The 14,057-nt window shown below is 61.4% G+C and carries 11 protein-coding genes; 3 read left to right on the forward strand and 8 right to left on the reverse strand.

Annotated elements, in window-relative coordinates:
* Positions 1 to 2: 2 nt before the first annotated feature.
* The 6 genes from K3F44_RS07090 to K3F44_RS07115 form a co-directional block, all read right to left on the reverse strand.
* Entirely contained in the window at positions 3 to 980 is a 978-nt protein-coding gene (locus K3F44_RS07090; protein ID WP_150571682.1) for a glycosyltransferase, read from the reverse strand.
* A 56-nt stretch (positions 981 to 1,036) separates the two neighbouring features.
* Positions 1,037 to 1,558 (reverse strand): serine O-acetyltransferase, encoded by a 522-nt coding sequence (locus K3F44_RS07095; RefSeq protein WP_150571683.1) that lies wholly within the window; start codon positions 1,556 to 1,558, stop codon positions 1,037 to 1,039.
* Positions 1,559 to 1,566: 8 nt separating this feature from the next.
* The gene (locus K3F44_RS07100) at positions 1,567 to 2,523 is read right to left on the reverse strand and encodes a glycosyltransferase family 2 protein (protein WP_101319578.1); all 957 of its coding nucleotides are present in this window, start codon (positions 2,521 to 2,523) and stop codon (positions 1,567 to 1,569) included.
* Positions 2,516 to 3,133 carry an acyltransferase gene (locus tag K3F44_RS07105; RefSeq protein WP_101319580.1) on the reverse strand — a complete coding sequence of 206 codons (618 nt, stop codon included), beginning with the start codon at positions 3,131 to 3,133 and terminating at the stop codon, positions 2,516 to 2,518. The genes K3F44_RS07100 and K3F44_RS07105 overlap by 8 nt, the downstream gene beginning before the upstream one ends.
* Before the next feature lie 118 nt (positions 3,134 to 3,251).
* Positions 3,252 to 4,718, reverse strand: a complete 1,467-nt coding sequence (locus tag K3F44_RS07110; RefSeq protein ID WP_150569205.1) for an FAD-dependent oxidoreductase — start codon at positions 4,716 to 4,718, stop codon at positions 3,252 to 3,254.
* A 251-nt stretch (positions 4,719 to 4,969) separates the two neighbouring features.
* Positions 4,970 to 6,346 (reverse strand): oligosaccharide flippase family protein, encoded by a 1,377-nt coding sequence (locus tag K3F44_RS07115; protein WP_101319586.1) that lies wholly within the window; start codon positions 6,344 to 6,346, stop codon positions 4,970 to 4,972.
* A gap of 93 nt (positions 6,347 to 6,439) precedes the next feature.
* Here K3F44_RS07115 and K3F44_RS07120 point away from each other — a divergent pair, with 93 nt between their 5' ends.
* The 3 genes from K3F44_RS07120 (at position 6,440) to galE (ending at position 11,643) form a co-directional block, all read left to right on the forward strand.
* Positions 6,440 to 7,963 carry an O-antigen ligase gene (locus K3F44_RS07120; RefSeq protein ID WP_220633650.1) on the forward strand — a complete coding sequence of 508 codons (1,524 nt, stop codon included), beginning with the start codon at positions 6,440 to 6,442 and terminating at the stop codon, positions 7,961 to 7,963.
* A gap of 5 nt (positions 7,964 to 7,968) precedes the next feature.
* A complete protein-coding gene (locus K3F44_RS07125) occupies positions 7,969 to 10,557 on the forward strand; it encodes a cellulase family glycosylhydrolase (protein ID WP_220633651.1) in 2,589 nt (862 codons plus the stop codon).
* A 123-nt stretch (positions 10,558 to 10,680) separates the two neighbouring features.
* Positions 10,681 to 11,643 carry a UDP-glucose 4-epimerase GalE gene (galE, locus tag K3F44_RS07130; protein ID WP_220633652.1) on the forward strand — a complete coding sequence of 321 codons (963 nt, stop codon included), beginning with the start codon at positions 10,681 to 10,683 and terminating at the stop codon, positions 11,641 to 11,643.
* 31 nt (positions 11,644 to 11,674) lie between these two features.
* Here galE and K3F44_RS07135 read toward each other — a convergent pair whose 3' ends face one another.
* Together K3F44_RS07135 and K3F44_RS07140 are read right to left on the reverse strand one after the other, a co-directional pair.
* Entirely contained in the window at positions 11,675 to 12,472 is a 798-nt protein-coding gene (locus tag K3F44_RS07135) for a CpsD/CapB family tyrosine-protein kinase (protein WP_101319595.1), read from the reverse strand.
* An 11-nt stretch (positions 12,473 to 12,483) separates the two neighbouring features.
* Positions 12,484 to 14,049 (reverse strand): Wzz/FepE/Etk N-terminal domain-containing protein, encoded by a 1,566-nt coding sequence (locus K3F44_RS07140; protein WP_220633653.1) that lies wholly within the window; start codon positions 14,047 to 14,049, stop codon positions 12,484 to 12,486.
* Positions 14,050 to 14,057: the final 8 nt, after the last annotated feature.

Below are 14,057 nucleotides of genomic sequence, written 5' to 3' on the forward strand. Positions count from 1 at the left end.
TCTCACTTGTACTCGATCAAACCCGACTTGCCGGCGGCAAACCTGTTCAGCAAAAACTTGACCTGGCCGAGCATCTCGGGGAATTTCGCCAGCACCAGAAACACCGCCTGCAGCCAGTTCTCACGCGGTGAGCGAGCGCCGCGACGGGCCAGCCGCAGCGCTTGTAGCGGATAGATCAACAGCAGCAGCAACCACACGGGCCCAAGCATCAGGCTGAGCAGGATGATCAACAGCGGAATCAGCAGGCCCCACAGCCAGGCTCGGCGAGACTCGCGCCGCCAGTGCCGCTCGGGCGCCGCGCCATGCAACCAGGCGCCCTCGGCAAAGGCATAGCCGCCGCGCAAGGTGCGCTGCCACCACTGGCTGAAACGGGTCATGGCCGCGTCATGCAAGGTCATTTCCGCGTCCAGCCGCCAGATCTTCCAGCCCCGCTTGCGCAGGCGTACGCACAGCTCCGGCTCTTCGCCGGCAATCAGCTCCGGGCGAAAGCCCGACACCGACAAAAATGCCTCGACGCGCATCAACGCATCGCCGCCGCAGGCCTTGGCCTGGCCGATCGGCGTGTCCCACTCAAGGTCACACAGCAGGTTGTACACCGAGTGCTCAGGGAAGCGCTCACGGCGCCGGCCGCAGACCACCGCGACATCGCCCTGGGCATCGAGAAAAGCCTGCGCGGCGGGCAACCAGCCACGGGCCACTTCACAGTCCCCGTCAACGAACTGCACGTAGCGCATCCCGGGCATCAGCCGCTGCAAGCAGGCGAAACCTTCGTTGCGCGCTCGCGCCGCGGTGAACGGTATGGATAGATCCAGCGCCAGCACTGCCACACCATGATCAGCAGCGCGTTGCAGCGAACCGTCGCTGGAGCCTGAATCGACATACACCACCTGCTCCGCTGACCCTGCAAGCGAGGCCAGGCAACGCTCCAGTCGCAAGCCCTCGTTCCGACCAATCACCACTACGCCGATACCTGTCACCATGAGCCTCACTCGCCAAACCGGAGCGCAACCGCGCGCACCTGCTCACTCTGCTGTCATCAATCCTGCGCCAACAATGCAGGTTTTTTCAGTTTGACGGTTGCTGGCACTCCGACCGCCAGGGCGTCATCCGGCACATCGATCAACACCACAGCGTTGCAACCGATCACCACGTTGTTGCCAATGCGGATGTTGCCCAGCACTTTTGCACCCGCACCGATATCGACGTTGTTACCGATGATCGGCGCAATCGGCTCGCTGACGTTCTTCAGGCCAACCACCACGCCGTTGCGAATTCGGCAGTCGTCACCAAATCGAGCATAGCCACTGATGACGATGCCGCCGAAGTGATCGATGACGAAATTGCGCCCGACCACGACTTCGCAAGGCAGCTCGATGCCGGTAATGATCTGGACAAACTTGAACAGCACTTTGTAGATCAGCGAAAACAACTTGCGTAGCAGCGCCGGGCGCACGCCGTAACGCCAGCGGCCAAAACGGTAGACCAGCATCACCCAGAAGCCCTGGGCGCCCCAGTCGCCGCCGTAGGCCTGCAAGTCAGCGCGAATATTGTCGAACATGGGCTCTCCTAGCGTGTCGGTTGGCTGGCCAGGCGCGTGGCAAACAGCAGCTTCCAGGTTGCCACGTTGTGCTGCCAGCACGCCTTGATCGCTGGCCAGCCGCGGCCTTTGAGCAAGGCCTTGAGGGCCAGGACCAGATCGCCCACGCACACCAGCAGCATATGCAGGATCAGCCCCAAGACGCCGTGGTGCTTGCGAAAATAGAGCAGTTCGCTTTCGATCTGATAAGCCGAGATCTGCCGGCTGGCAGCCTCGAGCTTGGCCACTGACTTGGAGCTCTCGCCGCCGATGTGCACCACCGTCGTGTGCGGATAGAACACCACCTTCCAGCCAGCCTGCTTGACCCGCTTGCAGTGGTCGACTTCCTCGTAATAGAGGAAGTAACGCGGATCGAACAAGCCGACCTGATCAAGCACTTCCCGCCGTACCAGGTAGTAACAGCCCGGCAGCCAGTCACATTCGCGGACCGAGTCATGGTCCCAGTTCATTTCATCGACCATCTTCACGCCCGGGAACAGGCGTTTGAGGCCGGTACGCGCAATGAACACGTTCAAGGGCGTGGGAAAGTAGCGGCAGCACGGCTGCAGGTCGCCCTCGCGTCCTTCCAGGCGCACGCCGAGCACGCCGCAGTCCGGGTGCTGGTCCATATAGGCGATGGTTTTCTCAAGCGTGTCGCTGGCGACGAAGGCGTCGGTATTGAGCAGCAACGCATAGCGGCCCTGCAGGTGCTCGAGCAATTGATTGTTGGCGCGGCCAAAACCGACGTTGTCGCGATTGCTGACCAGCAGCGCCTCGGGACAGACCTCGGCCAGGCGTTCCAGCGAGTTGTCGACCGAGGCGTTGTCCACCACCAGATAGCTGGCCAGGGTTTCGCTGTCGGCGCGGCGCAGGGCATCGAACATCGGCTGCAACAAGGCGCCGGTGTTGAAGTTGACGACCATGACGTCGACCGGCTTGCTAGCCATTGTTGTTGTCTCCAAAGAAGTACTGGCGCCTGACCTCGGCCAGCATCGGTTCCAGTGCCGGGTCGTAGGCGCCCTCACGCTTCTTGATCAGGTCGATCCAGGGGTAGGCATTACAGCGTTCCTCGACGCGCTGGATCATCTCGGCAGTGGTGCAGATGAACCTGGCCGGGTTACCACCCACCACCGTGCCGGGTGGCACGTCTTTGGTCACCACCGAGCCTGCCGCCACTACCGAGTCGGGGCCGATGGTCACCCGCGGCATGACGATGGCACCGTGACCGACAAAGCAGTTGTCCTTGATATCGATGAAGCCCACCGAATCGAGCTGTTTGCCATAGCACACCTCGATCAATGCCACCACGGCATCGTGGCCGATCAGGGTGCAGTCGGACAGGCCGACATTGCTGCCCAGGCGCAACAGCGCCGGGTCGGTGATGTTGCAGCCTGGGTTGATGTGGATATTGGTACCGACCGAATAGAACTTGCCCCAGCGCGCCATGTACGCGCCCCAGTCACGGGCATTGGGGTTGCAGATTTTTTTATAGGCCGCGCCGCCGCGCCCGGTCGAGTACACAAACGACGTGATTGTGTTGCGTATCCATCCATACATGCTGCTTGCCTCGCCAATAAAGCAATCCCTGGTTGCTGAGGCGTCTGCGGTCTCGTTTTGTCCTTGCGACCGTTTGCGCACCCAACCCGTTATCAACCGCAGTGAAGCAACTACTCGTTCAAACAACCGCACCGCTTGCTGCCCGGAGCCTGGCGTTGAGGTGATCGGCCAGGCGCAGGGCAAACTGGATCAGCGGCATGGTCGGGTTGGAGGCGCCGCCCTTGGCGAAAATACTGCTGCCGGCGACATACAGATTGTCGGTCGCGAACACCTTGCAGTCAGTATCCACCACGCCAAATTCAGGCGAAGCGGCCATGCGCGTGGTGCCCATGTGATGCGCATGCGGGGCCATCTTCAGTGGCACGCTGCTCTCGTAGACAAAATCGTTGAGCTTGACGAAGCCCAGGCCCATTTCGGCGAACTGCTTGGCCATCTCGGCGCCGATGCACTTGATGGTATGCCGGTCGTCTGCACTCACCACCCAATTGACATTGACCTTGGCCACGCCCAGCTCATCCTTCTCGTCGAGCAAGGAAATACGGCTTTGCCGGTTGGGAAACTGCTCGATCATGGTGCCGATGATGCCGTCGCCAGGACAACTGAACTTGGCGATGAACTCGACCTTGCTGGCCACGCCCATTTCACAGGCGAGGTTTTCCAGAAAGTGCTTCACCTCGGCAGTTCTGCCGTAGGTCTGTACATCGGCCAGCACCGCCGTGGAAACATTGCCCTTGCCTGCCTGGTACTCGGCAACGAAGGCGTCGGTGGTGTAGTACTGGCGCGACTCAGTATCCTCGCCGTCCTTGAGGATAAAAGTGCCCATGTCGACGTTCAGGTGCTCCATGAAGCAGCGGCCGACCGGGCCGTCCTTGCTGACTACGCCGGCGGCGCGCAGCGACTCGCTGTTGAGCAACTGCCGGGCGTTCTCGATCGCGCCAGTGGCGAGGATGAAGTGCCTGGCCTGCAACCGCGCGCGCTGGCCGTTGTAGTCGGACACCAGCACCGCCCCGACGCGGCCAGAATCCTGGGCGAATTCGATGTCGACACAGTTGCAGTTGATGAACACGTCCAAGCCAGGGGTGTCGTTGAGCGCTGCTGCGTATTTTTGCGCAAAGCGCGTGGGCGGGCTGAGCAGAAACCGGTCTGCTTCGAACTCGCCGCCCTTCAGCCCGGCATTCATGGTGTGAAATTCGGCGCCTGCGGGCAGATCGACGATGTCCATGGCAGCAGCAAGGTACTGCTCGATTTCCGCATAGGCGATTGGCCAGCCGGGCATTTCGCCGGGTGGTGCCACAGAGAAGTCCGATGCGGTGAAGGGGCGGCAGCGCCCTGCCCAATGGTTTGAGGTGCCGCCCAGATAGCGCAGACGGGTTTCTTCAGCGTACAGCTCAAGGCCGGTCGAGGTGCATTTGTAGAATGCCTGCGACTGCGGGGTGTATTCATGACCGCCCGCTTCGAGCAGCACCACCCGCCAACCGCCGGCGGCCAGGCGCAGGGCCAGGGTGATGCCGGCTGGGCCGGCACCGACGATGCACACGTCGTAATCATCGCGCAGCGTTTTGTCTGCCTGATAGTCCTTGATCATGCTGGCCCGTCCCGAAAATAGTCAGCAGGCAATACCCAGCCGTTTATCACCACGAACCCGGCCTTTTTCTCGGCAGGCTTTGCCACCGCGCTGGCACCCACGCCAAACATCGCCCCGCCGATCCCCAACACCACACAACCCCGAAGAAAGCCTCTACGACCGGACAGCCGACTGCAAAATTCAAGCTTCCCCATAATTCCAAGACCTGTGCCCGTGGATTATTGACATCTTAGTAGCTGGCCCGACAAGCGTCAGAGCCAGGCGAAAAAATGCGTGACCGCAACGCCGAACAACGCCCCGACCGCCAGCATGGGCAGCACCACCAGCTCGCGCTTGAGGCTGAACATGCCCAGCTTGCAGTTGACGCAGACCACCAGGATCAAAGTCGGCAAGGTGTGCAGGGCGACCCCCCAGATCGCGTATTCGACGCCGCCCAGGGCCAGTAACAGCGGTAACAAGGCCCACAGCGAAACCAGCCGGATGATGTTGTCCATGGCCTGATACTTGGTCAGGCCGAGGGCCACCCAGAGCTGATGCGACATGGTGTAACGCAGGGTGAAGAACGACAACGACAGAATCGCCAGCATCGGGCCGGCTTCGGCATAGCGCTCGTCATACATCCAGCCGATCAGCAACGGGCTGGCAGTCAGCAGTACGCCGCAGGTAAACAGCATGGCCAGGTCGACCAGCAGCTTGAACCGGTAATACAGGCGCTTGAGCCGCTCCATGTCGCCTTCCCGGACTGCCTCGCTGAACGCGGGCAAGGCCACCGAGCCGCCCAGGCGCAACAGCCCGGTCTGGATCGCGCCCAGAATCAACACTGCAATCGAGTACACCCCCAGTTGCGCCACCGTCATGCTCGCGCCGAACCACATGCGGTCGCCGTACATCGCCAGCACACCGACCATCGACGACAACAGGATCCAGCGGCCGAACACGATCAGCTCCTGCAGTGCGTCGCGGTCCCACTGCAGGCGGTTGCCATGGCCGTGCATCGCCAGGTGGCCAAGCAAGGTGCCTGCCAGCGCCGAAATCAACCCGGCCAGCACCAACGACCAGATCGAACGGGTGAAGTAACCAATCAGCAACATCGCCAGCAATCCGATGAACTGCGACGCCAGTTCGATCAAAACCACGCGCTTCTGTTGGAAAGTTCGCACCGCCACATCTATCTTGGTCGACTGAAAGCCCCAGATGATCGCCGACAGGCCAGTGGCAGCCAGCACCATCGGCAGCTCGGGGGCAGCGTAGGCCGACTCGGCAGGCCACAGGTCAGCCCGCTGGGCATACCAGGCGGCCAGTGCCAACAGCAGGGTCAGACCAAACAGCACGAAACCGCGCACGATCTGCACGGTCCAGGCGGTATTGAGAAACAGCGGATCGTCGCCGCGCGTGCTCTGGATGATGTTTTGCCGCAGACCGACGTCGGACAGCAAGTGCAGGAGCATCGAAACCGTGCCGGCAATGACCATCACACCGAACATTTCCGGCAACAGCAGCCGCGCCATGATCAGGTTGCCGCCCAGCCGCATGCCCTGTGAAGCCAGCAGCGACACCAGGTTCCAGGCTCCGGCCCAGATTGCCCTGGAGCGCAGGCTCACGGCAGCGGACGCTTCAATCGACGGCATGACTTCAATCTCTGACTGAATGGCTAGAAGTCACTATAGTTTCAATTAGCCATGATGCGAGTCTCAATAATCCAGGGATAGGTGCCCTAGCCAATGCCAGAACATTTTCGTGCACTGATCGTTATTTTGTTCGTGGCCAGCGTGGTGTTTGTGATGGCGCGCAAACCGGCACTGGATATCATTCCGCCGGCGGACTTCAAGCGCCGCCGCAACCTCTGGTTTGGCCTGACCCTACTGGCGTTTTTTTCCCACAGCTTCTGGCTATATGCCGCCGCCACCGCAATGATCCTGTATGTGGTGCGGCGCCGTGAACACAATGTGCTGGCACTGTTTTTCATCCTGCTGTTCCTGATCCCGCCGGCGTCGGTGGAAATACCCGGCTTCGGCGTGGTCAATTACCTGTTCGAGATGAACCACATCCGCCTGCTGTCGCTGTGCCTGCTGCTGCCCACCGCACTGGCCCTGAGCAGACAAGGCGACACCCTGGCCTTCGGCCGCACCCTGCCGGACAAGCTGCTGGCGGCCAGCCTGATTCTGATGGGCCTGCTGTACCTGCGCGAAACCACCCTGACCGATACCTTGCGCCAGAGCTTCTATCTGTACACGGATGTGTTTCTGCCCTACTACGTTGCCAGCCGCGGCCTGAAGCAGATCAGCGACTTCAAGGATGCGCTGCTGGCGTTCGTGCTGGCGGCGTTTCTGCTGTCGTTGATTGCCGTGGCCGAGTTTTCCCGCCACTGGCTGCTATACAACGCGCTGACCGATGCCATGGGCACCCAGTGGGGCATGTCCGGCTACCTCAGCCGCGGCGGCTCGCTGCGGGCCAGTGCTACCACCGGCCAGGCGATTGCGCTGGGCTACGTGATCAGCGTGGCGATAGGCCTGTTCATGTTCCTCAGTAGCTATGTACGCAGCCGTTTGCAGTGCCTGCTCGGCGCATTGCTGCTGGCGGCCGGGCTGATCGTGCCGCTGTCACGCGGGCCGTGGATCGGTGCGATGATCATTGTCGGCGTATTCATCGCCACCGGGCGCAACGCGGTCAAGCGCCTGAGCCTGCTGGCCATGGCCGGTGTGCTGACACTGCCGCTGCTGAGCGTGATGCCTGGCGGGGAAAAGGTGCTCGACCTGCTGCCGTTCATTGGCAACCTGGAAAAAGAGAACATCACCTACCGCGAACGCCTGCTGGACAACTCATGGATCGTGATCCAGCGCAATCCGCTGTTTGGCTCGTTCGACTTCCGCAATACCCCGGAAATGCAGTCGATGATCCAGGGCGAAGGCATCATCGACATCGTCAATACCTATATCAACCTGGCCCTGCGGGTCGGGCTGGTCGGGCTGACGTTGTTTGTCGGCTTCTTCGTCAGCATCCTGTTCGGCCTGCGCAAGGCGCTGCGCGCCTTCCCCGACCGCAACGAAGAAGGTCGCCTGCTCGGCCGCGCCCTGTTGGCGACGTTGCTGGGCATTTTGGTGATCATCTTCACCGTCAGCAGTATTACCGTGATCCCTGTCGTGTACTGGTCGATTGCCGGGGTAAGCGTGGCTTACATACAGATGGTGCGCCGTGCCCGCCAGGCAGAAGCCGGTAGCGCATTCGCCAGCCTTCAATCCAGGTAATGACAATGACCTCACTGCGTATGCGCCCCCTCATGCGGGCCTCGGCCCTGCTCGCTCTGGTGCTGTTGCCGCTGCCGGCGTGGACGGCAGAGTGGTCAGTCAGCGTCGACCAAAGCAACGGCCTGCCGAGCCTGACCCGTGGTGGCGGCCCGGTCATGGCGTCACGCTTCGACTTCTGGGGCGCGGACTGGAGCTGGACAGGCTTCTACACCGCGCTCAAGGTCAATGCGCCCTATGCGTACAGCCTGATGGGCAAGAGCAAGGACCTCGACTTTGATCTGACCGCGAGCATCGCCAAGCCGCAGGCACAGACCCTGAGCTGGGACATCACCCTTGACGCCCACAGCAGGAAAACCGACATCATGGGCGGCGGCATCGTGTTCAACTTCGACCCGGCGCTGATTGCCGGCGAGATGGGCAAGCCGGTGTTGCTGCCGGGCAACAGTGGCTGGTCGTGGGGCAACGATGCCCATGGCCGACGCATCGAGATGCGCTTCCAGCCCGCCTTGGCCAGAGTGTTCATGGAACGCGGCGACCCCAGTGAAATACGTGCGTTTTTCTATGAGGACCCGATTGTACCCGGTCGCCAGCAGATCAAGGCGACGCTCACGGTCAGCGGCGATATCGACATTGGCCAGACCACGGAAGAACGTTTTGGCCTGGCCGACCCGAACAGTTGGCCGGATGACCAGCTCGACTGGCGCACCGCTCCGGTCGATCTGTCATTTCTCAATGCCGGTGAGAAACCGGCCGGCAAGCGCGGCTTCGTCAAGGCGGACGGCGAGCAGTTGGCCTTTGCCGACAACACCCCTGTGCGCTTCTGGGGGACCAATCTGTCTGCCTATGCGCTGTACAACACCCCCGACGACGAGATCAAGCAACAGGCCAAGCGCCTGTCAGCGTTGGGCTTCAACCTGATCCGCCTGCACCATCACGATTCGCCCTGGGTCAGCCCGAATATCTTTGGCGATGTCAGCAAACTGCGCGATACCCAACAGCTCAATGCCGAATCGCTGCGCAAGCTCGACTGGTGGATCAAGTGCCTGAAGGACGAAGGCATCTACATCTGGCTGGACATGCACGTCGAACGGGTACTGACCATCAACGACCAGATCAGCGATTTCGCCGAGCTGGCCAAGGGCAAGAACTACATCGACCTCAAAGGCTATGCCTACGTCAACGCCTCGATCCAGCAAGCGATGAAGCGCTTTGCCGAGCAGTACGTCACCCATGTCAACGCCTACACCGGCATGGCCTACAAGGATGATCCGGCGATTGCTGCGCTGTTGCTGACCAATGAAAACGACATCGTCCAGCACTATGGCAACGCGCTGCTGCCGGACAAGGGCGTACCGCGCCACAGTCAGCGCTACATGGAGCTGGCCAAAGCCTTTGCCCAGCGCCACGACTTGCCGGCAGACCGCACCTGGCGTGCCTGGGAACCTGGCCCGTCGAAGCTGTTTCTCAACGACCTCGAGCACCAGTTCAACGTCAGCCTGATCGAGCACCTGCGCGGGCTCGGCGTGAAAGTGCCAATCGTCACCACCAGCAGTTGGGGCGGCAATGGCCTGAGTACGCTACCGGCGCTGACCTCTGGCGATATGATCGATGCCCACAGCTACGGTGCCAGCGGCCAGCTGGAAAAAAACCCGCTGACCAGCGACAACCTTGTTAACTGGCTGGCTGCGGCGCAGGTTGCCGGCCTGCCGATGAGCGTGACCGAGTGGAACGCCCAGCCGTTCCCCAGCCCCGATCGTCACTCGCTGCCGTTGTACATTGCCGGCACCGCCAGCCATCAGGGCTGGGACGCGATGATGCAGTACGCCTACAGCCAGCAGGCTTTCATCGCCCAGTGGATCCGCGCCGACAACTGGAACGCCTACAACGACCCTGGCCTGATGGCGACCATGCCCGCCGCCGCCCTGCTCTACCGGCGCGGTGATGTGCAGCCCGCGCAGACCCGCTACGTCTTTGCGCCCTCACCCGCCACCCTGTTCAACCGCCTGATCACCCCGGCCAACTCGGTCCTGCTGCGCAGCGCAATGGAAAAAGGCCAGTTGCAGATCGCCCTACCGGCCTCCCCCGAGCTGCCCTGGCTGCGGCCCAGCCCCATCGCTGCGGACGCGCAGGTGCTGCAGGACCCGGACCAATCGTTGCTGGCAGCCGATGCCAGCGAGTCCAGCTCTGACACTGGCGAGCTCAAACGCAACTGGCAGCAAGGCGTGTATACCATCGACACCCCGCTGACCCAAGCGGCGACCGGCTGGTTGGGCGGGCGTTCGATGAGCCTTGCGCAACTGGGTCTCGACCTGCAAACGCCATACGCGAGCGTGGCCGTGCAAAGCCTGGATGGCAAACCGTTCAGCCAGTCACGCGAGCTGCTGATCTCGCTGGGCACCCGCGCGGTGCCGCGCCCGGATGACATGACGCCGTTTCACGTCGAGCCGCTGCAAGGTCGCGTCAGCATCAAGGCTGGGCCTGGTTTGAAGCTGTATACCGGCAAACAGCAGCAGTTACCCGTCAGCTACGAGGACGGGCGCTATGTGATCACTTTCGATGGCCAGCACATGAGTAATTGGCTGTTCTTGAAATAGCCATTTTTGCCACCTACCCTCTCAGAAGTCAGCTTTAGTCCGCGTTTGCTCGACCCGCCTTAGATGCACCTGTTTGACCCACCCAGGAGTGGACGGAACACCTACAGATTCCAGGAGAATTGGATGAAGTTTCTGGTTGTCGGCGGCGCAGGCTACATCGGTTCACATATGGTCAAGCACTTGCTGCTGGCGGGGCATCAAGTTGTGGTCGCCGACGTCATGCCGGCCCACAGTGGGGTCGTCTGGGTCAATCTGGACATCGCCGACCGGCCAGCACTGGATGCGCTGTTTACCTCTCATCGCTTCGATGCGGTGTTTCACTTCGCCTCGTTCATCCAGGTGGGCGAATCGGTCAGTGACCCCGGCAAGTATTATCAGAACAACGTCGCCGCGACGCTCTGCCTGCTCCAGGCGATGATGCAGGCAGACGTCAGGCAGCTGGTGTTCTCGTCGACCGCCGCAGTGTACGGCGATCCCCAGTATGTGCCGATCGACGAGGCCCATCCAAAGGCGCCGATCAACCCCTATGGACGCAGCAAATGGATGGTCGAGCAGATGCTCGAAGACTTCGATCGCGCCTACGGGCTGCGCTCGGTGTGCCTGCGCTACTTCAATGCGGCTGGGGCTGACCCCGATGGCATGCTGGGCGAGTGTCATGAGCCGGAAACTCATCTGATCCCATTGATCCTGCAGGCGGCCTCAGGTCGGCGCCCGGCAGTGACCGTGTTTGGCCGCGACTACAGTACCTCGGATGGCACCTGCATCCGCGACTATATCCATGTCAACGACCTCGCCTCGGCGCACGCCTTGGCGATCGACTACCTGCAGGCCGGCGGCGCCAGTACGGCGTTCAACCTGGGCAATGGCGAGGGCTTTTCCGTGGAGCAGGTGATAGCTGCCGCTCGCGGTGTCACGGGGCGGTCAATCAATGTCATCGAGGCAGGACGCCGCGCCGGCGACCCGCCGAGCCTGGTGGCCGACGCGAGTAAAGCTCGACAGATCCTCGGCTGGCACACCCAGTACCCACTGCTTGATGACATCCTTGGCCATGCCTGGAACTGGGAGCAGCAATACCCCTGGCGCTAAACACCAAGGGTTGGTCAGGGTTGAACACTACTCAGTAGTAAGAGCGGGTCTGCGCTTCGGCCTTGTTCAGCACGGCACCAATCAGGTTGGCGGTGGCCAGGTGGTACAGGCAGTCTTCGATTTCCTTTTTGCTGTTGTTGCCGTTGGCGACCACCAGCAGCACGCAGTCGAACTTGGGCAGCACGGTGATTGCATCGTCGGAGCTGAGCAACGGCGGCAGGTCGAAGATGCAGATGCGTGACTCGTAACGCTCGCGCAGGTCATGGATCAGGTTGTTCACCTTGGGCGAGGACAGCACCTCGGTGGACAATGGCACCGGCTCACGGGTTGGCAACACGACAAAGCGCGGCAGGGTCGGGTTGACCAGCACCTCTTCCAGCCCAGCCTGATTGTTCAGGTATTCGTTGAGCGCCTTGCCCATCGGCAAGCCCAGGCTGCTGCCGACCCGCGGCCGGCGCAGGTCGAAATCAACCAGCAGCGCAGTCTTGGTGGTGTGGTGGGCGATGCTCATGGCCAGGTTGATGGCCAGCACGGTCTTGCCGGCCTCAGGCGTTGGCGAAGTGATCGCCAAGGTCCGCCAGCCGTTCTCTTCCATGGTTTGCAGCACTTGCGTACGCAACAGGTCGAAGGCCCAACTCATGTTCGAGTTCTTGTTGTAGGCGACGATTCGATGCCGCTCCAGATGCTCCGCGCGCAGCGGCACCACCGTGGTGTTGACGTAATCGAACTGGCCCAAAGCCTCGGGCTGCTGCAGCACCGGTGCTGGTTGCGCGGCACTCGCTGTTACAGGATGAAGGTTGCTTCCAGTAGCCGGCGTACGTCTGTCCATCGCTGCTTTCCCTATTCAAACCGAGCCATAGCTTTATAAAGCAGAAGGTCCAATGGCATGTAGAACAGGTGGACCATGAGTAACATGATAGCCACCAGTGCCAGTGCAGCAAGCACCGCCAGTACTCGCCAGCGCCTGCGTTTGGCCAGTTCAGCCTGGGTGGCGATGAACGGCACCGCAACCAATACCCGCTTGCCGACCACGCTTTCCAGTGCGCCAACACCGCGCACGCGCTGGTTGAGCATTTCCATCAGCATCACCAGTGCCGCGCCGCCAGCCGGTGCCAGTACCGCGCCAAGGGCGACGATCTTCTTGCGATTGGGCTTGACTGGTTTTTCCGGCAACAGCGGCGGCTCGAGCAGAACAAAGCGCTCGGCCTTGTTTTCCTGCTCCAGGCTTTCGGTGATTTTTGCGCCCATTTCCTTGGCGCGGATTTCCTCGTACTTCTTGCGGGCGTTGTCGTGGTCGCGCATCAACGTGACCAGGCCGCGTTCGACCTGCGGCGCCTCGAGAATCTCCGCCTCGTAGCCTTCGATCTTGGCCGAGAGCTGACGCTTTTGCTCAACCAGCGAGGCGATGCGCTGCTGCGCGGCGCCGATTTTGGTACGGGCGCGGGCAACCTCGAGGCTGACGCCCGAAGACGCTTTAGGACCGCCACCTGCCGCCTGCAGCGCATCGATCTTGCGTTTGACGGCAATCACATCGGGGTGGGCTTCGGTGTACGTGGTCAGCAGGCGAGCGTATTCAGCCTTGAGGCTGGGCAGATCCTGCGGCAAGTCAGCTGCACCGCCGCGGCTGCCATCGGCTTTGCTGGTGACACCGGCGTTGGCGGCAGACAGTTCGACTTCAAGGTAGCGCAGCTCTTCCTGAGCGGCCTTGTAGTCACGATCGATCTCGCGGAATTCAAGCTCGGCGCGGGACAACATGCTCATGCGCAACGCCTGGTTCTCGGGCAAGGTGTTGGCGTGCGCCTGTTTGAAGTCAGCCAGCTGATTTTCCAGGGTGGCCAGTTCAGCGCCCAGCTTGTTTGCCTCCTGGGTAAGGAATTCGGTGGTTTCGGTGGCGCGCTCGGTGCGCTGCTTGACGTTTTCATTGAGGAACAGCGTGACCAGCTCGTTGGCGACTTCCTGAGCCACCTCGGGACGCTTGTGCTCGAAGGACACGTTGAAGGCTACAGTGGTTTCACCGCGGCCTTTGACGAAGGTGCTGAGGGTGTTGACCACGATCGTGTTGCGCATCTGATCGATCTTGTCCGACTCGCTGAACTGGCGGCCCTTGTCGGCAAACAATTGGTACTTGTCGATGATCCGCAGCAGATTGTCGCGGGTCATAACTCGCTGGCGAATCACCTCGATGCGCTCATCGGCGAAGCTGCTGTTGTTGGCCGAAACCAGTTCGGGCGAGATCTGCTGCGACTCGACCAGAATGGTGCCGGTGGACTGATACAACGGTGGCACGCTCAGCGCGATCGCCACGCTGATGGCCAGAATGACCACGATGGTCACCCCGAGCAGCAGCGCACGGTCCTTGATGATGGCGATGTAATCCTTGAGGGACAGCTCGTATTCAGACTTCATAGTGGCCA

The organism is Pseudomonas sp. S07E 245 (genome assembly GCF_019599025.1).
GTDB classification, from domain to species: Bacteria; Pseudomonadota; Gammaproteobacteria; order Pseudomonadales; family Pseudomonadaceae; genus Aquipseudomonas; species Aquipseudomonas shirazensis.